Origin of the sequence: uncultured Sunxiuqinia sp., from assembly GCF_963974515.1 — a bacterium.
GTDB lineage: Bacteria > Bacteroidota > Bacteroidia > Bacteroidales > Prolixibacteraceae > Sunxiuqinia.
Window position 1 is genome coordinate 82,128 of the sequence record NZ_CAXBDD010000002.1, and the last position, 24,579, is coordinate 106,706.

The window sequence follows — 24,579 nt, forward strand, 5'->3', positions numbered from 1 at the left end:
TCGTATATTTTTAATAGTTCTTAAAAACGCACAAAGTTAATCAATAAAAATTATTGCGCTTTAAAATGGCCTTATTATAATTCGAATTAACCATTAAAAAACCCGCTAAAATTAGCGGGTTGTTCCCTTTTGAAGTTAATCGTCATCATCCATCGAGTCAATTATACTAATCTTCTCCTTTAGAAATTCGATTTTCTCTTCCGTATCCTGTATCTTTTTATTCACATCATCAATCAGCGATTCGGCATTCTTGGTATTGGCGAAAAATCCAATGTTGTTATTTAATAGAATCAGATCGCTTTCAAGTTGTTTCAACTTGCTGACATATTTGTCGCGTTCATAGCGCATTTTATTATTACCACGGGTTGTTCCGGAAATGTTCGAAATTTTCGTTTTGAACTTCAACAAACTTCGTTTCTGATCGTCAATCTTAAGGTTGTCAAAATGCATGTTGACGGCATCACGAAATTCGTTCTGCACCACATCTTTATCTTTAAAAGGAACATGCCCGATATCCGTCCAGCGACGCTGAAATTCTTTGATGTTTTCAAGATTAACATCCTCGCTTTTTGATGGCTTATAATTTTTAACCTCTTCAATCAGTTCTTTCTTCAGCTTCAGATTTTCAACCTGCTCTTCGTCAACATGATGAAAATGTTTTGATTTGTTATCGAAGAAGTAGTCGCAGGCTGCACGAAACCGTTTCCAAATTGGATCGGAATGTTTGCGTGGAACCGGACCAATATCTTTCCACTTTTTCTGAATCCGGATAAACTCTTCGGTTGTCTTACGCCAATCTGTGCTGTCTTTTAAGGCTTCGGCCTGAACGCAAAGATCCGTTTTCATCTGCAAATTATTCATCTGCAGCTCCTTGTTCTCAGCGTAGAATTCGCGCTTCGCATCAAAAAACTGATCACAGGCGCTTCTAAAACGTTCGTAAATCCTGTTATTATCTTTTTTGGGAGCAAACCCAATTGTACGCCAAACTTTTTGAAGTTCAACCAACTCACGCGATCTTTTATCCCAGTCTTTATGGTTCAAAATCTCGGCATTGGCAATTTCTTCCGCTTTTTCACAAAGCACGGTTTTTGCGTCAAGATTTTTCTTTTGCTCCTGTTTTCTCCCCTCGAAATAGCCTTGGTGCTTCTTGTTTATTTTTGAGGTGGCTGCCTTAAACCGTTCCCACAAATCTTCTTTTTTATCTCGGGGAACCGGACCAATTTCGCGCCACTGTTCATGGTATTTTTGTAAAATATTAAATGCTTTAATGACAGAGGGCTCTACCAGCAACTCTTCCGCTTTTTCGCAAAGAATGAGCTTCGATTCAAGATTCTTCTTCAGATCCAGGTCACGCAGCTCGCGGTTGATCTTAATGTAATCATAGAAATTCTCGACATGATGGTGGTAGTTTTCCCACAAATCCTTTAGTCTAGATTGTGGAACCAAGCCAATCTCACGCCATTCCTGCTGCAAATCCCTGAATTCCTGAAATGTCTTATTGATTGATTCCTTGCGATTAACAAGATTTTTTATTTCATCGATGATTTCATATTTGCGCTGGAGGTTTTCTTCCTTCTCATCCTCCATTTGCCGGTGTTGCTGATTCCGAAGTTGCCTGAAATCTCGCAGTAGATTTCGGAGGTCATCTTCATAAATGGCATTGGACGGTTCAAAATCGTCTTCATTACCTCCATCCTCAAGAAACTGCTTTTTCTCCGCTTCAGCCACAGCCCGATGCTTTTTGTAGAAATTGATTTTAATGCTGTCGATATCGGCTTTGATATCATCGTCGGCATGCTTTTCAAGCAATTCACGCAAAGCATTAATCAACTCAACCTCATTCAACGCAGTATAATCAACCGATTGCCGCTCCGGCTCTTCAGGAGCCTTATCCTCATGCTTCCCCTCGTTTTTCGCTTCAGCTTCTCCAGCACGGGCCTCCTCTGATTCTGCTTTATCTTCTTGCTTAACCTTAGCGACTGGTTCTTCAGTTTCCGAAATAACTTTCTCTTCGCTCTGAACTTCAACCGCAGGTTCCTTTTTCTCTGCCTCTAACTCTGCCTTATCTTCTCCCTGATTTTCAGCTCCAGACTCCACTGTTTCTTCCTCTTCAACCTCTGTTTTCGGTTCTTCAATCTCCTTTTTCACTCCTTCTTGCTTCCCCTCAATTTCAGACTCAGCCTCTTCCTTCGATACTGGCTCTTCGCTGACGACTTCATCCTCATCAATCTCAGGAGCTTCCTGCTCTTCGGGCTGTCCAATGTTTTCATCAGATTGGGATTGCACTTTTTCCTCGTCGGCTTCTGAGCTTTGAACCTCTTTTTTTTGCTTTTCGAAGTCACTTCCCGGGTTCGATTCTGGCGCATTAGCAGCACCAGTTTCCTCTGGTGTTGCTTTTAACTCATTGTTTGAGTTTTTCAGGTCTTCAGATGTCATGTAATAAATTTTTAAATTACTAAGTAATTATCAGAGAATTAGGATCCCTTTCGCATACGAAAATAGAATATAATGTACGAATACTCAAAGAAATCAGCAATAAAGTACGAAAAACATCCATTTAGAAACAACAAATGCCACGAGATCTCGTGGCATTTGCTTATTACTTCAAAAAAACTGAAATTATCCAATCTCAATTTGACGCTTAACGGGGATCGCTTCTTTTCTTTTTTCCAAGATTACTTTAAGTATTCCGTTGTTAACTTCGGCACGAATCTTTTCCTGATCCAACTTATCGGACAATCTGAACTTTTTCTCAAAATCCTTTTTTTCAAATTCAACGCGTGAATATTTCAACTCGCTGGAGTCTTCGGGGGCTGACTCTTCTATTTTACTCAAATCACTCTTCACCATTAAAGTATTATTCTCAACAGCAAGCTGAATTTGATCTTTGGAGTACCCGGGAACAAGGAGTTCCAATACAACTTCAGTATCACTCTCAAGTACGTTGATTGACGGAGAATAAGCTAATTCTTGCCTTTCTAAACGATCGCTCGTGCGATTGGCATTAAAAAAATCGTTCAACAAAGCATCCATTGGATTTGCTTGATAAACAGGGCGACTAACATTAACTAATTTCATAATTTGTTTCCTCCTAATTGTTTGTAATTATAGCATTTTATTGTTTCTGGCTATCCCATTTCAAGATTTATTCCAGCATGCAAAATCGGACAAACAATTTCAGTTAAACCGATAATTTAAGTCATAATTTCCGATTTCGGTCAAAAAATAGAGTCAATATGTCATGTTATGCAAACAAATAGATATATAAAATGTAAATTCACCTCATTGAATTTGCGAAATGTTGCTACTTTTGCACAAAATTCAGAACCATGCGTATCGATATTTTAACCGTAGTTCCGGAATTGCTGGAAAGCCCGTTTAATCATTCCATCGTCAAACGTGGGAAAGAAAAAGGTTTGGTTGAAATACACGTGCACAACATCCGCGATTTCTCCACCGACAAACACAAGCGAACCGATGATTATGCCTTTAGCGGCGGCGCTGGCATGGTGATGACCATTCAACCAATTGAAGCAGCAATTGAGTATTTGAAAGCTCAGCGGGAGTATGATGAGATTATTTACACTAGCCCCGACGGTGAGCAGTTTACCCAGGGAATTGCCAACCAATTATCATTAAAAGGAAACCTCATGATTCTTTGCGGGCACTACAAAGGCGTTGACCAACGCGTTCGGGAACACCTGATTACCCGTGAAATATCGATCGGTGATTATGTATTAACTGGTGGCGAACTGGCAGCAGCCGTGATGGCCGATAGCATTGTCCGGTTGATTCCGGGTGTGATTTCGGATGAGACCTCTGCGTTGACAGATTCTTTTCAGGATAATTTGCTGAGCCCGCCTGTTTACACCCGGCCAGCCGACTACAAAGGCTGGAAAGTACCCGAAGTGCTGATCAGTGGCAACGACCGAAGAATCAATGAATGGAAAGAAAAAGAAGCTTACGAACGCACCAAACTCCTGCGGCCTGATTTGCTAAAAGACTAGCCGCGACGACAAATCACATTGTACGGGCACAGGCGACATTTTCGATCATCTTCTGTTTGATCGTACACATGACCTGTGCTGAACATTTCGCGAAGCAATTCATCAAGACTTTCGCAAAAAGGCTCTGCAATCTGCTGGTAATTCAAAGGATCGTTTCCATAAATCACTTCAGGATGAAATTCATCATCAAAGAAATCATCAATCTTATAGATCGTTGGAAGCAAATTGCTTTCTCCGGTTGAGCGTTTGAAAATCTCAGAATAAACCAAGGTTTGAAAAATCTCTTTGGGGCGACCATTTTTGTCTCGCTCGTAAAACTGACCGACTTCCCTGAAATTCAATTTTAAATTACGCCCGGTCTTGTAATCAGTGATACGCGTACCATTGACCGTTTCATCGATCCTGTCAATGGTTCCGCCAAGTCGGATTTGTTGCTTCTTCTCTCCCACCAGCAAATCAAACGCGGCTTCATATTTGCCTTCCAACGCGATGACTTTAAATGGAGCAAACGCCAAGTCATTCATCAACAACTGGTGCAGGTAAGTCTCCAAATGATCTTTCACCAGGATATTTTTACCGCTTATCCTCACATCATTCAAACTCTTGTCCTTGTAATATTCTTTGGCGAAAGCAGCGCGGATTACCTGCTCGATTTTTGCTTTATTGACCAGCAAAGCCTTTAAATGATCTTTTTGCACTTCCTTACCCACAAAATCCTGGTAAAGCATTTCCATCGCATAGTGAAACAAGTTTCCGAACAGACGTGGATCCACATCCTCCAACACCTCTTCCGATTCTTTGATAAAGGCAATGTGCTTGAAATAGAATTTCAACTTGCAATCGAGGTAAGTGTTTAGTGCACTCGGACTAAGCTTGCGTGTAGTGTAATTTCGTAGTAATTTTTCTTGATGCGCGACTGTAGCCGGAATGGCAATTGGCGCATTGCCCGATGATTTAAAATTAAAATCAAAATAATATTCCTTAGGCTGAACTTCAGAATCATACTTCAATTGAAACAGGTAACGGCTCATTTCCCCCGAATTTAAGCCATCGGTGGCCGAATTATAAACCAACACCACTTCTTCGGCGCGATGGAGCAAGCGATAAAAGTAGTAAGCATACATGGCATCGTGCTCTTCGTAAGCTGGCAGCCCAAATGCTTTTCGCAAATGATAGGGAATAAAGGAATGCACTGGCGTTGATTTCGGCATTTTACCTTCGTTAACCGAGAAAAGCACCACTTTTTTAAAATCCAGCAAGCGAGTTTCCAAGAAACCCATCACCTGCAAGCCGGTTAGCGGCTCGCCTTCAAACGGAATGGAAACCCGCTGCAAATGCTGAATGAGCAAACGGAAGAACAAAGCCACCGACATTTTTTGATCTGCCAGTTCATCTAAGGTATCCACCAGGCGTTGAATTGACAGATAAGCCTGATACAAATATTCCCCGTCCAGTTTCACAGGCGCATCTTCGGCGCTGGAAAAGCGCAATCCCAGATTACTGATGATTTCCATCAAATATTCTGCAAAGGCTTTCCAATTGTTTTGTGTTGAAAAAATCAATTTCAACAACTCACTCCGATTCAAATCTGCTTGCCGAACATGAATTTTGTTCTTACTGCGGATTTCTGCAACCAAGCCTTTGGTTTCATCGTTGGCGATCAGCTGGTGCTTTAATAAAGCCAGCACCGGACGGTGGTAAAAAGCGGGCTTGCCATCCAGTTTCCGACTATTTTTTTGCAAATCAATCAGCAGTGAAATCAGACTATAAACAGGTGTATTTTGAAGCGCATACCCCATCGTGATGTTGATTTTCCGAAAGCGTGATCCGGCAGAGGAAATAACCGGAACCAGCAAACTCTCGTCTGAAAGAACCAGGACTGTATCGTCAAACCGCTCAGCTCGGATCTCTTCCTGAAACAAGGCCGGATAATGGATAACCTGCGCTTGGGCCACTTGTCCCGGAACCGAAACCAAGCTAATTTTCTGCTTTTTTTGTGCGCCTTCATCCAAAACAAAATCTTCAGGAGCTGGAAATTCAATTTGGTTGCGACGGACAAAAAGCCCCGCCTCCTGCGCCGGATCATTCAAAAACTGTTCATCGAAATCCCAAAAAAACAAGGCTTTCGCAGCAGATTGAAAACGCTTAAATAGTTTATTTTCGCAACGATCCAAGGCATTAAAACCAATAAATACAAACTGATCGCCTTCCGGAAGACCAACCTTATCCCGTTCATTTTCTTCTATCAATTCGCGATAGACCAAGCCCGAGTAGCCGACATTCTTATCCAACAGCTCGTTTCGAAAACGCTGATAAATGGCCGGTAGCTTATTCCAAACGGCCATAAACTTCTCTCGGTTCACCGAACCATCCACCCGTCCCATATTTCCCCAAAAAGCTTCGATCGCTTTTTTCTGCTCTGGCGTGAGGTAGTCAAAACGAGTCTCAACTTCTTTGATGTCCTTGATATTTCGGAACAAATCGGTCGCCTCCAACTGATACTTATCGATATCGTTAAAATCATTGAGTAAAATTTCGCCCCAAAAGAAAAAATCATCCAGGCTTTCGTCATGTCCCGTTTCAGCAACATACACCCGGTGCAAATGCAGGATCAAACCAATCTGGTCTGATATTTGCATCCCCGACATGCGTGAAACCAATTCATCGATTGTGATCGCGTCGGGGCCAATGATTGGCGATGTCACCAGTTCATTCAGATAGGCATGAAAGAAAACACTGGAGCGTCGGCTCGGAAATACCAGCGAAATCCGGTGCAGATCAGAACCGAAGGTTGAATATAAATAGCGGGCAACTTGCGTTAAAAATGGTGTCATGCAGAATTATTTTTGTTAAAGATAATACTTAAATTTAGCCGAGCAGAAAAGATTTTTCAACCATTGAAACAAATCAATAAAAATGAATCCATTAGAAACAATAAAATTATCAATCATGAAAGCAAGTAAACTAGTATTGGTCCTCCTTCTTTTATCGGTGAGTAGTTTTGCACAAACAGAACCTAACCCTCTGCATTCAACACCTTACATTGAGGTAACCGGCGAAGGCGAAATCGAAGTCGTTCCTGACGAGATTTTTCTTCAATTCACCCTAACGGAACGGTATGACGGAAAAACCAAAATCAATATTGAAGATTTGGAAAAGAAAATGAAACAGCATCTGAAGGTCAACCAATTCGAATTGACCAAACTATCTCTGGCTGATGCTGATGCAGACTATGTAACCATCAAAAGAAAAAATAAGGATGTGCTGGCCTCGAAAAACTATGTTCTTCAAGTGAGTTCAACACAAGAACTGGCCGATGTTTGGGAAATTTTGGATGAAATTGATGCAGCAAATGCCCATATTCAGCGTGTTGATCACAGCCAAATGGATGATTTCAAAAAGGAAGTCAAAATAAAAGCAATCAAAAACGCCAAGGAAAAGGCTTCCTATTTGCTTGAAGCTGTCGACCAGCAGGTTGGTTCAGCGTTGTTTATTCAGGAACGTGAAAACTATAGCCAACCCTTTGCTGAAAAAATGATGATCAGAGGCGTGGCATCGTTTCAGGATGAAGCTGAAGTGGCAGAAGAACCAGCAATCTCGTTTAAGAAAATCAAACTGAATTACAAAGTTTTTGCCCGTTTTGCTATTCAAGGACAGCCTGTGATCCTGCAGAACCGATAATTTCATGGGAGCTGATGCAACCAGAAGTAGCTCGTTCCCCGTAAACCAAATCAATCATGAAAATTACGATTGTCATTGTTCTACTCGTACTTGCCAAGTCTGTTTTTCCGCAATCGCCGGCGTTCGAAAAAAATAAAGAGCTTGGCCGGGGAATTAACCTGGGCAATATGTTTGAGGCTCCAAGCGAAGAAGCGTGGGGCAATCCGTTTCAGGATGCCTATCTTCAGCAAATCGCCGAATTGGGGTTTGACCACGTGCGAATTCCCATCCGATGGGAACCTTCAGATCGCAGCATGGCGGAATCACCTTACACGATTGAAGCTTCATTTTTGGAGCGAATCCAGCATGTTGTTGATTTGGCGCTTGAGCACCAGCTCCATGTAATTATCAATATGCACCATCACGAAATGCTATTTGAGAAGCCAGATGAACAAAAAGCCCGCTTTCTAGCCATGTGGAATCAAATCGCCAACTATTTTTCTGATTATCCCGACCGCTTGATTTTTGAACTATTGAATGAACCTCACGGTAGTCTGACAGCAGCGAAGTGGAACCTTTTTCTTGCTGATGCGGTAAATGCGATACGCAACAGCAATCCGAACCGATTTTTGATGGTTGGAACTGCTGAATATGGCGGACTTGTCGGATTACCGAAATTAAAACTGCCCGCTGACGACCGTCTCATTTTGACCATTCATTATTATAGCCCCTTTTCATTCACGCATCAGGGAGCAGAATGGGCTGGCGATGAAGCTCAACAATGGCTGGGAACAAAATGGATGGACACAGAGTCCGAGCGACAGGCTGTTCAATCCGATTTTGCAGCGGCCATCCTGTACCGCGAGACCAATCAGGTTCCGATTCATATTGGTGAATTTGGCGCTTATTCGACAGCAGACATGGATTCGCGTGCGCGCTGGACAACCTACTTGACTCGTTATTTTGAGTCGCAAAATTTTAGCTGGGCTTATTGGGAATACAGTGCAGGCTTTGGAATATATGATCCGGCAAACCAGACATTTCATACAGAGCTGGTTGATGCGCTGCTGCAAAACGAAATGCCCGAACCAACGCCAGTCAATTTGGAGGAACTTTTAAAGACTGATTTTGAAGACGATGGCGATTGGGAAGGATGGCACCTGAACAACTCGAATGGCACCTCCTCTTCAGGATTGGTTGGTCTGGGCAATTTGACCATTGACATTGAAAATGCAGGAACACAGGGTTGGCATATTCAGTTAGTTTATCCGGATTTGCTGCTGGAGCAAGGAAAGACCTACGAAATCCGGATACTCGCCAAAGCCGAAAACAATCGGCCCATTTCTGTTTATGCCGGCATGGACCATGATCCGTGGAGTTCTTACAGCGGATACTCAACACTGAATATGACCCCAAGGCCTCAATTATTTTCGGTTATTTTTCAAATGCAAAACAAAACCGACAACCAATCCCGGCTGGTCCTGGATTTAGGTTATTCGAAAACAAATGTTCAAATTGATGAAATCGCCTTATACGAACTTAGCTTTGCGACAGAAAGCCAGGACACAATCGTGCAAACGTCCTTTTTCTTTCCAAACCCAACCGACGGATTGGTGAACTTCTCAACCGCTGACAGCGCCAGTGTGATCTCGGTTTATTCTTTTCAGGGCAGCCTGGTCTGGGAGCAACAAATGCCATCGAGTCAGCAAATCAATCTGAAAAGGCTTCCTGCCGGACGCTATATCATTCGCTGGCAAGCAAAAGAAAGGATGCAGGTTGGCAAACTTATCAAACAAGCGTCACTTCAATTTTAGCGGGCCGCCGCTACTTTTTCCTTGCTTACCGGCTCCAAATCGTTTCCGAAGCTCGATCGGACATATGAAATCACATCAGCAATCTCCTGATCAGACAAAAAATCGTGCGCCGGCATTAAGTTATTATAAACCTCGCCATTCACTGTAATTTCACCGCTTTGTCCGTTGAGCATCAATTCAATCATTTTGTCCTTATCTGCAATCCATTCATTTGGACTAAGCGGCGGAAACATACCGGGAACGCCGGAACCATCTGCCTGATGACAAGTCAAACAATATTTTTGATAGACCGTTTTACCCGGATGCGTTTCAGTCTCCGGTTTGGCATCATTCAAACTGGAAGATTTTTCAGAGCTTTCAACTTCACGTGAATGGTTATTGGAAGAGTTTTTTCCATTACAGGAACTAATTACAAGGACGATTATAAAAGTTAAATAAAAAAGGAACTGCCTCACTACGTATGAATTTTCGTTGATAAATCGGATTAAATAGCCGGATTATACATGATCCGCCACACGCGACCTTTCGCGTCATCGGTAACGAACAACGATCCGTCTGGGCCCTGCGCCAGTCCACATGGACGATATTCAGCATCGCGGGGGCTATTGACCGGATCAACTCCGGCAAAGCCATCAGCAAATATTTCCCAATTGCCTGACGGAACCTTACCTTCAAAAGGAACAAAAACAACGTAATATCCTTCCTGCACTTCGGGAGCCCGGTTCCATGACCCATGAAAAGCAATAAACGCACCGTTACGATAGTGTTCGGGAAACATGTCGCCAGTGTAAAAAAGCAAATCGTTCGGCGCCAGATGCCCCGGAAAAGCCAGAATCGGATCATCTTTGGCATGACACGCCCCCACTTCATTTCCGTCGCCACCATATTCGGGCCCCAACACTTTTTGCTGTTTTATTTGATCGTAATAACAATACGGCCATCCGAAGTCGGATCCTTTCTCTACCAAAAGAAATTCCTCTGCCGGAAGCTCTGCATTTTGTTTCTCGTTATAGAGCTCGGGAAAAAACTGGTGTAACTGATCGCGCCCGTGTTGCAAGGCGTACAAGGTATTCTCGGCTCCATTCCAGTCAATGGCCACTGCATGACGAATACCAGTTGCGTAGCGCTCTCCGTCTTCCATCTGATCCTGCCCCAGTTCATCGGCCTTGAACTTCCAGATACCACCATGTCGCTCAAGCAACGGACACGGATCCATTCCCGGCGACCCCTTTGTTCGGGTTTGCTCCATGCAGGCGTTTGAAGGTGCCCCTACAGTAACATACAAATTTCCGTTCTTGTCGAAAGTCAAAGGTTTAGCACCGTGCTGGTTGTTCTTTGGTAAGCCGGCAACAACGATTTCCTCGGAATCATGAGGAAGAAGCTGGCTGTAAACCATCGGATATCGCACGACCAGTGTATCGGATCCAAAATAAAGATGGTTATTCCAAAAAGCGATTCCCGTTCCGTGGTGCCGCCCAAAATATTCAATTAAATCAGCACGGCCATCATTAGTTGTATCACGCAGGCAGGCAATTCCGCCGCCCTTTTTCAACTGATTCAGTGAAACGTAAATATCGCCTTGATCATTTACCTGGATATGTCGGGCCTGCCCGAGGCTGTCGGCGACTACCAAAGCACAAAAACCTTCTGGCAAAGTCAGTCCTCCGTTGTCCGAATCACCCGTAATTGTCTTGAGTTTGTGCGAATCATTGCTGCATGCCACAAACACAAATAACGACAGCAAAAGATTGATAAACTTTATCATACATTGTTCTTTTAATCATTAGGAAGCTGAAAACTACGTCAATATCCGACAAGCATTATTGTCCGGACAAACAAAAGTTGATCTGCTATATTTCGTTTAGAAGGAAACAAGGCAAAACTTGATTTGTTTAGGGCTTCTTTGGAAAGAAAGTGAGCTAAAACCGGTACAAAGGAGACGACTTTCTGATTCGGTGACCATGGATGAGCATATCACCAAAAAAAACAGGTCACTTCAGAGTGCTACTGAAACGACCTGTAATCAGAAACTGATCTTGTCAATGCTTAGCTTTGCTAAACAGCCGTGGATTTTTTATTCTTGACAACCAAATACAGCACGATAAAAATCACAATCAAAATAAGCGGTAAAACCGACATATTGCGCAGCGTAATTTGTGGACCGGCAGTCTCGATCGACTTTCCCATAATTGGCAATACCATTGAAGTAGCCACAAACCCAGCGCCACCTAAAATAGACATGCCCAGGGCGCCACTTTTCGGAATGTATTCTGATGCGACACCAATCATGGTAGGCCAGAAATAACAAACGCCAATGGCAAAAACGGCTGCGGCTCCCAGTGTCATAGCCGCACCGCTCGAAATGCTCAGCAAAAGCAAGCCCGCCACAGAAATGACGGCGGAGCCCAACAGAACACCAATCGGATTTAAGCGATGAATTAATCCGCCGGCAAAATATCGGCCAACAGCCATAATTCCGGTAACCACCACCAAAATAATCATCGGATTAATACCGTTGGTCATCAACAAGGCATTGATCCACTGTGTAGTACCCAATTCAGTGGAAGCCGTTAGCAACATGGCTAGCAGAACCAGGGGAAACAGCAGGGTAATTTTATTGACCAATCTTCCTTCAACAACTACCAAAACAACAATGACCCCAACAATAACGTATGGCCAGGTGCTGTCAAAATCCAGACGAAGCGAAGGAATTGAAGCAGCGAGAATCATCAGTAAAACAGTTAAAATAATCGTGTACGGAGCACCAATATTACGCATCATTTCCTTATACGAAACACCGCTCGTTACGCGCTCTGTCTCCGGAATTTTTTGTCCAAGGAAAAGAAACCCATAAATAGCCAGCGGAATAAACAATAAGCTAACCAGAATCTCCCAGCGCAGGCCGGCTACATCCATCACTAGCCAGGCCAATACGCCCCCAATAACTATTCCTCCTGGAAACCATACATGAAAGCGGTTCAACATTTTTGTTTTGTTGTTCGGGAATAAAGTAGCAACCAAAGGATTACAAGCCGCTTCAACACTACCATTTCCGAAACCAATAAAGACGTTGGCTACAAACAGCGAAGTCATGTCACGAGCCAGCAACAAAAGGATGATCCCCACGAAGTGCATGCCAAATGCCAACCAAACAATTGTTCTGGTTTTTACCAAATCGATAATGAAACCGCCAAAAAACATCGCCAGAGCAAAGCCCCAGAACGCCGGACCAAACGCATAGCCAACCTGTTCTTTGGTTAAGCCATAGTCGGTTGAAAATACCCCTTCAATTTTTGCCCGGATAGCAAATGTTATAGCTGTTACCAGCAGGGCCAGACAACTGGCGACAAAAAGTCTTTTTTGATTTACATTCTCCATAAATTCAGATTTTTAGATTATTTGTTTAGAAATGATTATTTTGAAAGATATATTATTGCATTATACAAAAGCATGCGGTAATTCGGATTCTGATAACTTGTTTTACCATGCCCGGGTTGCAGATAAATAATCTTTGATAATCCATAAGTGTGCTCCCAGCCTATGATTTCGGTGCTTTCCTGATGATCGGTACCCAGGATCGGGGTCACTTCAGGCGACACCCAAGTGTTTCCGTAAACTTCATCGAACAAGGTAAAATCCGTTAATCCCGAACTTACTGGATGTTCAGGAACCAGCAGCCGAATCGGAATATTCGTGTCGTGCAAATAAGTTGAAAACCCGTTTTCGGGGATTTCTTTATATCTGGCCGAATCGTAATACCGGCCACCTAGAATATTTTCATACTCGCCCCACGTTTGGTACGAAACAAGCGCATGATGCAAAAACAGCATGGGTTTACCCTCCTGTAGCAGCTGCCGAAAAGCGGCCTTTTCTTCCTCCGAAATTTCCTGGAACATGTCATAAAATACGAGCACATCATACGTTCCCATGCCTCCACTCAGCATCAGTTGATTGGCTTGGGGCTGAGCAAGCTCGTCCCAGGTAATTTGCTCCATCGAGTCGAATAGCTCGGCAAAAGCAGCCCTGTCAAAATCATGGCCTCCGGTCACAACCAAAACCTCAATTTTCTGGCTAAAGCCCGATAATCCAGCCAGTAAAAGGGTATAAAACAACACTTTTTTCATTTTTCTATCACTATATTAATGGTGAAAATTGAAATCGGAACAGGAAAATAAAAGACAGCAAAAAGAGAACGGAACAGAACACCCCAAGCGGAATTGGGATTCATTAAATTGCGTATTTTTATCCATTGCATGATCAGGGTTTAAGTTCGTCGGCCTAAAAATATAAAAAATGAGCTTTAGCACTCTTGCAATTAATACGTTATATAACACCTTTCATTTTTATCTGTTCCAAAGCGAATGAAAACCCAATTTTCTTTTGAATACGCAACTTTTTTTGCAAAATTGGTCTCAAGTATATAAAGCATTTAGTTTGATAGTTGATAACCGATGAACCAGACCGAAAATAAAACACGGAAACGATTGACCAAGTGGATCTTGGCAATGGTTTTAGGGCTGGCATTGCTCGCGTTTTTACTCCTTCTTATTTTTGCTGAAAGCTTAGTTAAAAATGAGCTCAGCTCACAACTAAATAAAAAAACGCAGGGTAGTTACTCTTTATACTTGAATGATTTATCGGTCAATATATTTACACGGAGCTTAATTTTTAATGATATAGAAATCAAAAAACAAACCGATTCTGTCAACATTGACTTTTTAAAAGCCAAAACACTCGCCATACGAAAAATCAACCTGCTACAGCTTCTGCGGGATAAAAAACTTCATATTAAGAAACTGCAACTCGATTCGCCGGCCTGGAATATTCCCAAAGACACGCTGGCAACTTCGGAATCGAAAAGTCCGTTTAGCTTTATCCGGGAATTACAATCGCTTTTCGGTGAAAACCTTCGATCCGTTTCCATTGATGAAATTGAGCTGACTAACGCCGGATTCATCAAGGATCAATTTGCAGATCAGGAGCAAAAAAGCCGTTTGGGTGAGCTCAATTTCAACGTGGGCATGTCTGACTTTTATACTGATCCGGAGTTACTGACTCACCGCGAGGACTTCTTTCAAGCCGACGATATTTTTCTGAGTATAGACAATTACCGGAAAGCACTGGCCGACAGCATCCACGAACTTACCGTTCAGAAGATTCAATATTCATTGAAAAAAAAGGATATCAGGGGGACGAAAATACAATTGGCTCCAGTTCCAAACAGCATGGCAACCCACACGCGGTATTTTGTTGAAATCCCGGATATTTCCATTAAGTCGGAACAATTAAAGAAGCTGTTCCAAACAGACAGCATCCAGATTGATTCGCTGTTTCTGAACCGCGCCGATATTAAAGTGGTTCCTCAAGAAGACGCACCTGAAATTAATTTAAGACAAGTCAAAGCGTTCGATCTGTTTCAGTTGGTTGAAGGAGAATTTGATCAACTGAGCATCAACCATCTTTCGATGAATGCCAGAAAACTGCAAATTGAACGAAGAAATGAGGATAAATTAAGTATCCAGGAGTTTTATGATTTAAACGTTCAGCTCGAAAGTTTTGAGCTCAACGATCATTCTTTTAATGATCCGGAACGCATCCTTTACTCGGAAAACCTATACCTGCAGATCGACAACTACTACCTTTTGATGAATGACGAAATACATCGTTTTGACGCAACAAACATCATAGCCAACACCGAAAACAGCTTCATTCAGGCCGATCAGCTGCAACTGAAACCCAGCCAAAACCCGAGCACCGAATTAACGACTGTCGACATGGTATGTGACAGCATCCGGTTAATAGACATCGATCTAAAAAGACTGTTTCATTCGCGCGAAATGCCGCTTCAATCTGTTTTGGCGTTCAGTCCGGCGTTAATCATCAACCAGGGCGAGAAGAAGCAGAAAGAGCAACTAGAGACCAACAGCTTACTCTATCACTTCATTCGGAACTACATCAAAGGGGTGTATGCCAATGTCGTTGAATTCGATCGGGGCCGGTTTGTGATCAATACCGATGAAGGACCGCAACGATCGGGTGTAATTTCTTCTGATTTCGACTTTAGGTTGACCGATTTCTCGCTCGATTCAATCAGCGCCGAACGAACCGACAAACTTTTTTTTGCGACCAATATCGATCTGACTTTTTCGAACTACAAGATGAAATTGATTGACCAGATTCACCGGCTGGAAATTGATGAAATTGCCGTGTCGTCGCACACCAACAGGGCAAGCATGAAGAATTTGCACCTATTTCCGGACTCACCAGGACAAAATGCCCGCTTGTTGAAACGCTACAATCGCTCGCAGATATACGAAATCAAAATTCCATCACTCGTTTTAAGTAATACGAACATCCACCAGGCTTTCTTCAGAAAAAACCTGCACATCAATAATTTTTCGATCGTTGAACCCAGCATTTATCTTGAAGTTTTTTCACATCCCAAGACCAGAACAAAAAAGACCAATCCGCGCGAATTGTACGAGTTGTTAAACAAGTACATCGAAAGTATTTCCATTGGAAAAATCTCAGCACCAAATGGCAATATTGAGTTGGTTACACACAGTCGACGAGGTAAAACCAGTTCTTTCAACAATAAATTTAGTGTTGAGCTGGAAAACTTTTTACTGAATGAAACTGAAATTGAAAAAGATCGCTTATTTTTTGCTGATGATTTTGAATTGCAAATCGAAGACCAGCTGTTTCAGCTATCCGATGATGTGCACAACATGCAGGCCAGCGAAATTGGCATCTCATCGAAAAAATCTGAAATTTACATCCGCAACGCCATTTTATATCCCGATATCAGCAGTCGCATTTACGGAGATTTGCCCCTGCATTTCCACATTAATATTCCCGAAATCAGACTGCAGGGTGTTGATTTGGAGGAAGCTTATTTTGAACAAAAACTTGATGTTGACCGGGTTCTAATCGATCAACCAAGTATCAATCTTTATCGCTCGCAAAAACCACAAAAGCAAGTGGTTTTTCAGGACATCGAAGTGCCGTTGCCCAAGGAAATGCAGCGACTGATGATTGGCCAGTTTATACTAACCAACGGACAAATTGACATTTACAATACCGATGAGTTTAATGAATCGAAAGTGCTGACCTCTGGAATATCAATGATTGGCGACAACAACAGCTTGATTAGCCATGGGGCAAATCAGCCGGCTACTTTCAAGTCGGACAACATTTCGACCACTTTGAGCCGAGTTATTTTCAAACCTGAAAAGGGAACCGTTGACTATACCGCCGATGAACTTCATTTTTCAACCCATGAGAAAAATCTGACCGTAAGCAACCTGCTTCTGAAAAATACAGCCAGCAACGGTGAAACTGGTTTTGTTCAGTTGAATATTCCGTCGCTGACTTTCGAAAAAGTCAATATTCAGCAGGTCTTGAATGAACATAGTCTTCAGTTTAAGTCCATCCAGGCCGACAAACCGAGCTTGACAATTCGTGCAAAAGCGACGGGCGACTCGAAAATCAACCTGTACCAACTAAAAATTCCCCCGGACATTTCACCTATTGTCCGTGAAATTGCTGCTCAAAGCATTCAGCTCAATGAGGCTGAGCTAATACGAATCGGTCATGATCAATCAAAAAGTTATCCAAATCTGCAGATTGAATTACATGAATTTGCGTTGGACACCACTCCAAATGACCGGTTACTTGGAGCAAAATCGGTAAAGCTGAACCTGAAAAATTATGCTTTTTCGGATGAATCAAATCAATATAATTTTCATTTGGGCGATATTCAATTCAGCAATCAGAACAACCACTTATCCGTTGCCGATATCAAGATCAACCCCCGGTATAGCAAACAGCAATTTCAGTCGGCTATTCTTTTTGAAGCCGACCATTACCAAGGAACCATCAGCAAATTGGACGTGATGAATTTGGATCTGAAAAGATGGTTTAATCAAGGCGAACTGACCGCTTCGCAGTTAATTGCCAGCGGTGGATCCCTGAATATTTATCGCGACAAACGAACACCAGACGATCCAAACAAACAATCCAAGCTGCCTCAGGAGTTAATCAAAAACCTGGCGCTTCCAATTTATTTCGATACCCTCAAATTGAACGATTACACCATTCGTTATGAGGAACAAACTGCAGACAGGCCTTTGCCGGGGGTGGTGTATTTTGAAAAGATGAATATCCGGGCATTTCCGGTAACCAATCTCCCCTACCTGTTGAATGCAAAACCAGAATTAAACGTTAAAGCCAATGCATTGCTCATGGGCGAAGCTTTGCTCCAAACAACCATGACTTACAATCTCCTTTCATCCAACAACAGTTTTACGGTACGTGGACAAATTCAGCCATTTGACTTAGAGACTTTAAATCCCATTACCCGAAATGCGGCAGGAATCGCCGTTCGTTCTGGACAGCTTAACCGATTCGATTTTGAATTTACAGCCAACGAAACCCAAGCCGACGGAAAGCTTCGATTTGCCTACGACGATCTTAAAATCACCATTCTCGAACAAAAAGACGGGGATACGAGAGAAGCTAAATTCCTGAGTTTTCTAACCAATAGTTTGGTATTGAAATCGAAGCACCCACGAACCCGCATCCTGCTCCCCGATGAAATCCGTTTTAAACGAGATCCGCAAAAGTCGATCGTCAACTATTGGTGGAAATCGATTTTTAGTGGTGCAAAAAATACTTTCGGAATAAAGGAAAATGAGGACGAATGATCTTTTAACATCAGCAAAAAAAAAGCTATTTTTATGCACCATTTTACTAAATAATTTTTAACGCGCACCTAGTCCATTGCAAAAAACAATCACATATCTGATTTTTAGCACCCTACTGCTTTGTTCGATTTCTTGCATGGGACAGTCCGAACAGAAAAGAGTACTGATCATTTATTCCTACAACGCAAGCTTTCATATTTACCAGGAATCAGAAGTAGCTATTGATGAAATTTTTCCTGAAAAAGACTACTCTGTTGACATTGAATTTCTGGATTCGAAACGTTATCCCGAAGGCCAGCTCAATTCGACCATTTTTCAACACATTAAGCTCAAGCAACAAACCTTACAACGATACGACCTTGTGATTGCCTGCAACGACAATGCTTTCAACTTTTGTTTAGAATTCCAGAATGAATTATTTAACCAAACTCCGATCGTTTTCTGGGGCATTAACGACCAAAAAAAAGCAATGGAGCAGGAGAATAATCCATGGATTACGGGCTTTACCGAAAACATTTCGCTGGAAAACACCCTGAACTTGATTCAGAAACTTCATCCCAATCGGACAAAATTGCAGGTAATTACAGATAACACAACCACGGCAATGGCAGACTACCGGGTCTTTCAACAAAAGATTGCTCTGTTTCCCAGCTTTGGTGTTGAAAAAATAAACGTCAGCGATCTAACCTTCGAGGAATACACTCAAAAAATTCGGGCAATTCCAGCTGACAACCTGGTATTACTAATGGCTTCGTACCGTTTGAAAGACATTTATTTAGGACTGGAACAAATTGTCGAATTTCTTAAAAACAACACGAAAGCCATAATCTACCATGCTTATGATGAAGGGGTTGGTGACGGCTTCATGGGAGGAACAATCATAAACTATTATGATCACATGTACGCGGCTGGTATGGTTGGCAAGCAAATTCTGGCCGGAGCGTCACCAACACAATTCAAAATAAGCAGTACCCTCCCCACAACAAGCATTGTCGACTACAACCAATTGAAAAAACACAGTATCAACCTTGAGTTGGTCCCGCAACGGGTGCTTTTGCTCAACCAGCCACAAATGAATGTTGAAATTGCCCGCTTGGAATTGATAAAGGTTATCACGGCTATTTTGGCTCTCTTCTTTATACTTTTTCTGGTTATCTATCTAATTAACAGCAAACGAAAAACTGAAAAGTCGCTTCGGATGATTGCTGAAAATTACCTCAATATTTTTAACGAAAGCCATTCGATGATGCTGCTTATCCATGCCAACACGCAGCAAATAAGAGATGCTAACAAAGCCGCCGCCGGGTTTTATGGGTACAACCAGAAGGAACTAAAAGCACTTTATTTTCAAGATCTGTGCCGACTTCCCAAACTGGATATCAAAGCATTTTTCAGCCAATCGCAAAAGCAAAACAGTCATTTCGAACAAAAGCACCACCTGAAGGATGGGCGCACAAAAGATGTTGAAATTCATAGCGGAAAAATTATCTTCGATAACACCACATTTATTTATGTGATTATTCATGACATCTCGCATCGGGTTCAAGCCGAGCAAGAACTGATAGAAGCAAAAAAAAGAGCCGAGGAGAGTGACCGGCTGAAATCGGCTTTTCTGGCTAATATGAGCCATGAAATCCGGACACCAATGAACAGTATTTTAGGTTTCTCATCCTTACTCGAAGAATATCATGATGATGAAATCATCCGAAAAGAATTTATCCGTCACATTCAGACTAGTGGCGAACACCTGCTCACCATTATCAACGACATTATCGATCTGAGCAAGATTGAAGCCAACCAGTTAGTCGTCAAAAAGCAAGAGCACCATCTTAATAAAATACTTGACGATGTTTATGAACTGGTTAAAAATCAACTGGTAATCAATCAGAAATCACACCTACAACTGGTTTTGTCCAAAGATCGGGATGCTGCTCAGGAATTAGTAATTGAAACCGACGAAGTCCGCTTAAAACAAGTGCTTTTAAACCTGTTGGGCAATGCTCTGAAATTTACAGACGAGGGCACCATTGAGTTTGGGTACAAATATCGCGAAGATAACATGATTCAATTTTTCGTAAAAGATAGCGGCATTGGAATACCGGACAACAAACAAAACGAAATTTTCTCGGCTTTTCAGCAAATTGAAGAACATATCACGCGAAACCAGGGAGGCACTGGTCTTGGGCTTTCCATCGCACGTTCCCTTGTCGAAAAACTCGGAGGACATATTTGGGTGATGTCCGCTGTTAATGAAGGCTCCCGATTTTACTTTACCCACCCGAAAGAAAAACAAAGCGCCACCTAACCCGATCTATTATTTGCTGGTAACCGTGATCCGGCGCACCCGGTACGGCTTTTTATTTTGACCTTCGTAGTAAGTACGCATTAGAATTTCGGCCATGATTCCGATGGTCATAAACTGAATGCCCCCCATCACTAAAAGCATGCCCAAAATCAAAATTGGTTTTCCCCAAATGTCGTAGCCCAAAAGCTTCAAACCTAACAGGTAAAAATTAATCAAAAAGCCGATCCCCAGCGTAACAATCCCAATTCCGCCAAAAAAGTGCATCGGTCGTTGCATATATTTCTTGAAGAAGACCATCAGAATTAAGTCGCTGAAAACCCGCGTGGTCCGGCTCAGGTTATATTTCGATTTTCCAAACTCACGGGCTCGGTGATTCACATCAACCTGGGTTATCCTGGTAGAACCCTCGAGTGCTAAAAGTGCCGGAATAAACCGGTGTAGCTCGCCATATATATGAATGCTTTTGATCGCTTCATTGGTGAATACTTTTAAGGTGCAGCCCAGATCTTTCATCCGGATTCCGGTAGCCTCGCGAATGAGGTAGTTGGCAATTTTGCTTGGGATTTTGCGGAAAAAAGCGCCGTCCTTACGATTGGCCCTCACGCCGGCAACCATATCCCATTGGCCATCGATTGCCATCTTCAACATCATCGGAATATCTTTTGGATCATTCTGCAAATCGCCATCAATAAGAGCGATATACTCGCCCGAAGCGGCATCAATTCCAGCTTGCAGCGCTGAGCTCTGTCCGTAGTTCTTCTTCAATTCAAGCAGCAAAAAATGCTCATCATTAATCGCTTTCACTTCTTCGCGCGTGCGGTCGGTCGATCCGTCATCCACAAAAATTGCTTCGTAATCGAAATCTTTGAGAGCGCCTTTTATTTGTTCGCTCAGTGGCCGAATGTTCAACTCTTCGTTGTAAACACAAATAACCACACTTAATTGCTTCATGATTTTCTGTTTATGGCGATTAAAGAATATCTTTGCCGAAATTGTCTTATTTAGCGACACGAAATTAACAAAAAAGGCTGAAAGTTATCTAATAGAATCATCAATTTAAAACTGGTTTGCCCCATGCTCAAGCGATTGAACAAGCCCAAATATTATCCCTGGTTTATTTTTTCCGTTGCCTTAGTAAGCTACCTTTTCAATATTGGTGGCAGTAGCATATACATTTTGGATGAAGCGAAGAATGCAACCTGCGCTGCCGAAATGTTTACCCGGGGCGACCTGATTGTTCCCACTTTCAACCACGAGCTGCGTACCGACAAACCGCCCTTGCACTACTTTTTCATGATGCTTAGTTACTCCATTTTCGGGGTCAATGCCTTTTCGGCCCGGTTCTTTTCGGCTGTTTTCGGTGCCCTGACAATTTTGATAAGTTTTCTGTTTGTTCGCCGTTTTCATTCTGAAAAAGCTGGATTATGGACTGTTTTTATCTTATTGGCTTCCATCCACCTCAATATCCAGTTTCATTTAGCTGTTCCCGATCCCTATCTGATCTTTTTCTTCACTGCCAGCCTGTTCTCATTCTATGGGGCTGTCAAAGAAAAACGATTCATCTACCTGTTGATGCTTTATGGCTCAATTGGCTTGGGAACGTTATCGAAAGGCCCGGTTGCCATCGGCTTGCCCGGGTTGATTTTTCTTCTGTTTCTGATTTTCAGTAAGCGTTTCAAATGGATCGAAATAAAGCAGCTGAGGCCATTTCTGGGCGCGGCCATTGTCTTGGCGATCGCTCTGCCCTGGTACATCCTGGTTCACGTGAAAACCAACGGGGTGTGGACTGATGGTTTCTTCTTCAAACACAATCTGGGCCGTTTTTCCAGCGAGATGGAAGGACATGGAGGAATCTTCCTGATCACCATTTTGTTTGTTTTGCTCGGCCTTTTTCCCTTTTCGGCCTTTATTGTTCAAGCCTTAAAAAAGGCCTTTGCCAACCGAAAAGATGATTTCACCTTGCTCAGCTTAGTGGCCGGACTGACAATTGTGGTTTTCTTTTCCATTTCGCGCACCAAACTGCCCAATTATACTGTGCCAGCTTACCCGTTTTTTGCCATACTGCTGGGGCTGTGGCTGTCTCAACTCAACTTCAACTTCGCCAAACCCAAAGCGAGTATGCTGGTGCTGCTCATCTTTGGTATTATTTTGATTCCGGCGCTTTATATCGGCATCAGTTTCGACCCGGCACTGGCTCATTTAGACTCCTTGGCCTGGTATTTCCTTCCCATTCCGCTGGGTTTTGCCGTGGCGTATTATTGGTTCTCCAAAAAACGATTAAAGTTGGCGATAAAGCTTATTGGAGTGAGTAGTCTTTTGGGTGCACTCAGCTTTATCTCCTTGGTTTTTCCGCGAATCGACCAGGAAAACCCGGTGGCTCAAAGCCTGCACTTGCTGGAAGGAAAAGAAATTCGGTATTTTGAAAAGTTTAATCCTTCCTTCTCATTTTATCTTCAAAAGGAAATTGAACACCTGGAATACGATCAGTTCACCAACTTTTTCGACGAATATCCTGATGGTGTCATTATTTCGACCAAGCGAAAACTCGAAGGGGTGAGGTTGCCAGATCAAGTGAAGGTTTCCTTTTCAGCCCGCGATATTATGGAACGCCCCACGACCGTTTTGCTAACACGAAAAAATTGAGGCTTTTCTATTTGAAATGGAGGTGCTTCTTTAACCGAAATGAGAAAAGCAAAGCAGCAAAAGCCAACCCGCTCAGGAAACCAATCCAAACGCCAATTGCGCCAAATCCAAGCACAATTCCGAAAAGGTAACTGATAGGTAGCCCTAAAACCATGTAGCTGATAAAAGCCATAAACATGGGGTGTTTCACATCAGACAATCCGCGGAGCGAAGCCAACAGAATTACTTGAATACCGTCAAAGATCTGAAAAAGCGCGGCCACAATCAGCAGGTTTGCTGCAATTAAAATAACCTCGGGGTCTTCGGTAAACAGAAACGGCAACTGGTGCCGCAGCAGTACAAACAAAACACCCATCACCGACATAAACAAAACGACCAGATGGAACGAGGCGTAGATGCTTCGTCGCATTTTCAGCGGATCATCAAATCCGCGGCTATGACTGACCAATATGGTGGTCCCGGCTCCCAACCCTAAGCTGATCATGTAGGTAAATGAAGCTAAGCCAATGGCTACCTGGTGCGCGGCCAATGCCTCCTTACTAATCCAGCCCATCATGATGGCTCCGAAGCTGAACGTACTCACTTCAACAATGATTTGCAAGCCAATTGGGAAACCTACCGCAAACACTTCTTTCAGCAATTTGAGCTGAATCCGCGCATGATAAGCAATGCGGAATTCGCGTTTGTACTGTTTGTTTTTCAATACAAAGGGAATCAACATTACTGGCATAATTATTCGGGAAATGAGCGTGGCAATTCCGGCACCATTGAGCCCCCACTCTGGAAATCCAAACTTTCCGTAAATCAGCAAATAATTCAGAATAATATTGACCAGATTGGACGTGAGGGTAATGTACATGGCAATTTTGGTGTTGCCCACACCTTCCAGAAACTGTTTGAATGAATAGAACAGCAGCATGGGAAATAGGGAGGTCACCAGCAACAAATAGTAAGGCACAGCTTGTTTTACGACTTCTTCCGGCTGCCCCATCCGGTTGAGAAAGAGGCTTATAAAAGCCATGATCACGCCGATCACCAAAGTTGCCACACCATGCACAAACAAGCCGTTTTTCAGGTATTCGCCTACTTGTTGTTCCTTCTTCTGACTGTAAACATGGCCAACCAACGGAGTCAAGCCCATGGTAATTCCAATTCCCAACAACATGCCAATATGAAAAATATTGATGGAAAATGCTGCCGCAGCCAACTCAACGGTTCCCACATGCCCAACCATCATATTATCAACCAAGCTAACCGTTACCTGGCCAATTTGTGATAAAATAACAGGAAAAGCCAGGTGCAGGCTTTTTTTATATAACGGGATATAATCTGAAAGTCTCACGAATTCAATGTCATTTTAAACAGACAAAAACCAAATCGAGCAAAAATGGTTCTTGCACCTTTGCATTAAAATTGCACAAAAGTAAACGAATGTTTTCTGTTTA

Annotated in this window: 15 protein-coding genes; 6 read left to right on the top strand and 9 right to left on the bottom strand. The window is 42.7% G+C overall.

Annotated elements, in window-relative coordinates; translation table 11 throughout:
* Nucleotides 1-135: 135 nt before the first annotated feature.
* Together AAC033_RS01080 and AAC033_RS01085 are read right to left on the bottom strand one after the other, a co-directional pair.
* On the bottom strand, nucleotides 136-2,436 hold the full coding sequence (locus tag AAC033_RS01080; RefSeq protein WP_339734447.1) for a DUF349 domain-containing protein: 2,301 nt from the start codon (nucleotides 2,434-2,436) through the stop codon (nucleotides 136-138).
* A gap of 183 nt (nucleotides 2,437-2,619) precedes the next feature.
* Nucleotides 2,620-3,078 (bottom strand): Hsp20/alpha crystallin family protein, encoded by a 459-nt coding sequence (locus AAC033_RS01085; protein ID WP_339734449.1) that lies wholly within the window; start codon nucleotides 3,076-3,078, stop codon nucleotides 2,620-2,622.
* Nucleotides 3,079-3,329: 251 nt separating this feature from the next.
* Here AAC033_RS01085 and trmD point away from each other — a divergent pair, with 251 nt between their 5' ends.
* Nucleotides 3,330-4,007, top strand: a complete 678-nt coding sequence (gene trmD, locus AAC033_RS01090) for a tRNA (guanosine(37)-N1)-methyltransferase TrmD (RefSeq protein WP_339734451.1) — start codon at nucleotides 3,330-3,332, stop codon at nucleotides 4,005-4,007.
* Here the strand turns inward: trmD and AAC033_RS01095 are convergent.
* Nucleotides 4,004-6,841: a PD-(D/E)XK nuclease family protein gene (locus AAC033_RS01095; RefSeq protein ID WP_339734453.1), complete on the bottom strand. Its 2,838-nt coding sequence runs from the start codon at nucleotides 6,839-6,841 to the stop codon at nucleotides 4,004-4,006. The two genes, trmD and AAC033_RS01095, sit on opposite strands and share 4 nt — an antisense overlap.
* 115 nt (nucleotides 6,842-6,956) lie before the next feature.
* Between AAC033_RS01095 and AAC033_RS01100 the strand changes: the two genes are divergently transcribed.
* Nucleotides 6,957-7,688 (top strand): SIMPL domain-containing protein, encoded by a 732-nt coding sequence (locus AAC033_RS01100; RefSeq protein ID WP_339734455.1) that lies wholly within the window; start codon nucleotides 6,957-6,959, stop codon nucleotides 7,686-7,688.
* 56 nt (nucleotides 7,689-7,744) lie between these two features.
* Nucleotides 7,745-9,481, top strand: coding sequence for a cellulase family glycosylhydrolase (locus AAC033_RS01105; protein ID WP_339734457.1), 1,737 nt, complete (start codon nucleotides 7,745-7,747; stop codon nucleotides 9,479-9,481).
* On the opposite strand, the gene AAC033_RS01110 is transcribed toward AAC033_RS01105, so the two are convergent.
* From AAC033_RS01110 to AAC033_RS01125, 4 genes are all read right to left on the bottom strand, one after another.
* Complete coding sequence (locus tag AAC033_RS01110) at nucleotides 9,478-9,816, bottom strand: cytochrome c (protein ID WP_339734459.1); 339 nt, start codon at nucleotides 9,814-9,816, stop codon at nucleotides 9,478-9,480. The two genes, AAC033_RS01105 and AAC033_RS01110, sit on opposite strands and share 4 nt — an antisense overlap.
* A 149-nt stretch (nucleotides 9,817-9,965) precedes the next feature.
* Nucleotides 9,966-11,246: a PQQ-dependent sugar dehydrogenase gene (locus tag AAC033_RS01115; protein WP_339734461.1), complete on the bottom strand. Its 1,281-nt coding sequence runs from the start codon at nucleotides 11,244-11,246 to the stop codon at nucleotides 9,966-9,968.
* A 290-nt stretch (nucleotides 11,247-11,536) separates the two neighbouring features.
* Complete coding sequence (locus tag AAC033_RS01120) at nucleotides 11,537-12,859, bottom strand: MFS transporter (protein WP_339734463.1); 1,323 nt, start codon at nucleotides 12,857-12,859, stop codon at nucleotides 11,537-11,539.
* Nucleotides 12,860-12,894: 35 nt separating this feature from the next.
* A complete protein-coding gene (locus AAC033_RS01125; protein ID WP_339734465.1) occupies nucleotides 12,895-13,605 on the bottom strand; it encodes a ThuA domain-containing protein in 711 nt (236 codons plus the stop codon).
* A 327-nt stretch (nucleotides 13,606-13,932) separates the two neighbouring features.
* On the opposite strand from AAC033_RS01125, the gene AAC033_RS01130 reads away from it, so the two are divergent.
* Both AAC033_RS01130 and AAC033_RS01135 read left to right on the top strand, forming a co-directional pair.
* The gene (locus tag AAC033_RS01130) at nucleotides 13,933-18,186 is read left to right on the top strand and encodes a hypothetical protein (protein ID WP_339734467.1); all 4,254 of its coding nucleotides are present in this window, start codon (nucleotides 13,933-13,935) and stop codon (nucleotides 18,184-18,186) included.
* 136 nt (nucleotides 18,187-18,322) lie between these two features.
* Nucleotides 18,323-20,491 carry an ABC transporter substrate binding protein gene (locus AAC033_RS01135; RefSeq protein WP_339734469.1) on the top strand — a complete coding sequence of 723 codons (2,169 nt, stop codon included), beginning with the start codon at nucleotides 18,323-18,325 and terminating at the stop codon, nucleotides 20,489-20,491.
* Between the two features lie 9 nt (nucleotides 20,492-20,500).
* On the opposite strand, the gene AAC033_RS01140 is transcribed toward AAC033_RS01135, so the two are convergent.
* Nucleotides 20,501-21,442, bottom strand: coding sequence for a glycosyltransferase family 2 protein (locus AAC033_RS01140; protein ID WP_339734471.1), 942 nt, complete (start codon nucleotides 21,440-21,442; stop codon nucleotides 20,501-20,503).
* A gap of 123 nt (nucleotides 21,443-21,565) precedes the next feature.
* Between AAC033_RS01140 and AAC033_RS01145 the strand changes: the two genes are divergently transcribed.
* Nucleotides 21,566-23,134 (top strand): glycosyltransferase family 39 protein, encoded by a 1,569-nt coding sequence (locus tag AAC033_RS01145; protein WP_339734473.1) that lies wholly within the window; start codon nucleotides 21,566-21,568, stop codon nucleotides 23,132-23,134.
* Between the two features lie 7 nt (nucleotides 23,135-23,141).
* Here AAC033_RS01145 and AAC033_RS01150 read toward each other — a convergent pair whose 3' ends face one another.
* Nucleotides 23,142-24,476, bottom strand: a complete 1,335-nt coding sequence (locus AAC033_RS01150) for an MATE family efflux transporter (protein ID WP_339734475.1) — start codon at nucleotides 24,474-24,476, stop codon at nucleotides 23,142-23,144.
* Nucleotides 24,477-24,579: the final 103 nt, after the last annotated feature.